The sequence below is a fragment of the Microcoleus sp. B3-A4 genome, from assembly GCF_036705385.1.
Lineage (GTDB): Bacteria > Cyanobacteriota > Cyanobacteriia > Cyanobacteriales > Microcoleaceae > Microcoleus.
In genome coordinates, this window is record NZ_JAUBUI010000211.1 from 1 (window position 1) to 1,589 (window position 1,589).

The 1,589-nt window shown below is 40.5% G+C and carries 1 protein-coding gene; it reads right to left on the reverse strand.

From position 1 onward, the window contains the following. On the reverse strand, positions 1 to 1,406 hold a 1,406-nt coding region (locus QUB33_RS29415; RefSeq protein ID WP_333358207.1), incomplete at its 3' end, for a hypothetical protein. Between the last annotated feature and the right edge of the window lie 183 nt (positions 1,407 to 1,589).

Below are 1,589 nucleotides of genomic sequence, written 5' to 3' on the forward strand. Positions count from 1 at the left end.
CCGTTTTTATTTAACCCTCCTGTATCTGTCATGGCGATCATAATTAATATGATAATTGCCGGAAACAGGTGAGAGAATGAATAGCGAAAAGGGTCGGCATTTTCGGTAAGTACGCCTACCACAACAGTTGCCACTAGCGCTCCCCCTGTCATAGATAAAGGTGCTTGGCGGTTCGAGAACGAGGATTCTGCGGGTAAATTAGCAAATTTCAGAGGTCGGATACTTAAGCTCAAGCAGCCGAGCAATATCAGTATAAAAACGTAAATACCTCTGAATGCGGCGAGGGCTATTTTAACAGTCCCCAAGAGTGTCGAACCTGATTTAAAAGTAATTCCGTAGGCGGATGCGTGATAGCCTTTTCCCAAAATAGGATACAATAAAGTACCTGAAGATTGATACAAAGAAATCATCCAAGGTATGATAAAGATTCCTACTAATACTGTTGCCAGCCCGAATTCCCATACAACTTTTATTTTAGTATTTGAACTCATGAAATAGCAAAGATAGCTAACGGCAAATACACTAGCAGAGGCGGGAATTAGAGAAGATTTTAACGTACAAATTGCGGCGGTGATTAAAGCGATAATACAAGCATTGGAAACCCAAGAGTGGCGGTCTATTGCTTTGCTGTCCAGGGTTCTAAATAAACTTAAAAATAAAGCGACAGGCAGCATAACACTTGTAGTGTTGGCCTTAGGGGCAGCAATCAAGAGGACAACTAAAATTGTAAATATTACTCGTCTAGTCGAGGCTGGATTTTCTTTAAAAAATCCGATAATTAGTCCGATCGTAATTATCAGCGCCAAACCCGGGTCTATGATGTTTAAATTAGTGTCAGAAAGTACGCTGACAATGAAAGTATGCAGAAATGACTGTCCCCCCAAAGATACTATTCTTCTTTCGCTAAAAGGCTCTAGGCCCATAGAACCGAGTTGCAGCATTTTGTGGGGAAATACTAAGTAAGCGTGGTAGTCATCGCTGGTATTAAACCCGTCAGCATACACCATGTTGGCAAAGTTGAGTCTGCCTGTATACACCCATCCCGCGTATTGGATTAAAATCAGTAGGCTGACAGTCGCAATGCCTGCTAAGATTATTTTATCTTGGCGACTTTCTTGAAATAGCTGTGAGAGATTGCTGGCGATTGATTGTCTGTGATTTACCAAATCTACTAGACAATAAATGAGTCCCAAACCTAAAAAAATTAAAATTGTGGGTGGCGAGATATTCCAAGTTGCGTTTAATACACCGCCTATTATAAGGCTAAAGGCTAGACCCCAAGCGGCTCTTTGTCCCCAGTCCGTTCGCTGGTTGGGAAAAAGAATGTGGTTGAGGAATTTCCCCCAACCCATTAAGGATAAAAGCAGGCAAATACCGTAGAAGAAGGATATTAGGTATGGAACCATTGCTGTCAAAGCCTATTATATTAAATTGTTAACTTGTGGAGCGAGGACCTGTTAAGTTTTGGCGGTGTGTTATGAATCGTATTTGATCTTAGAATACTGTATAAATTTTGTCAATATATTGTTTTTTGTATTCCTTGGTGGAGGATGATTTAAAGGTAATTACTATTAATCGGATTGGATACG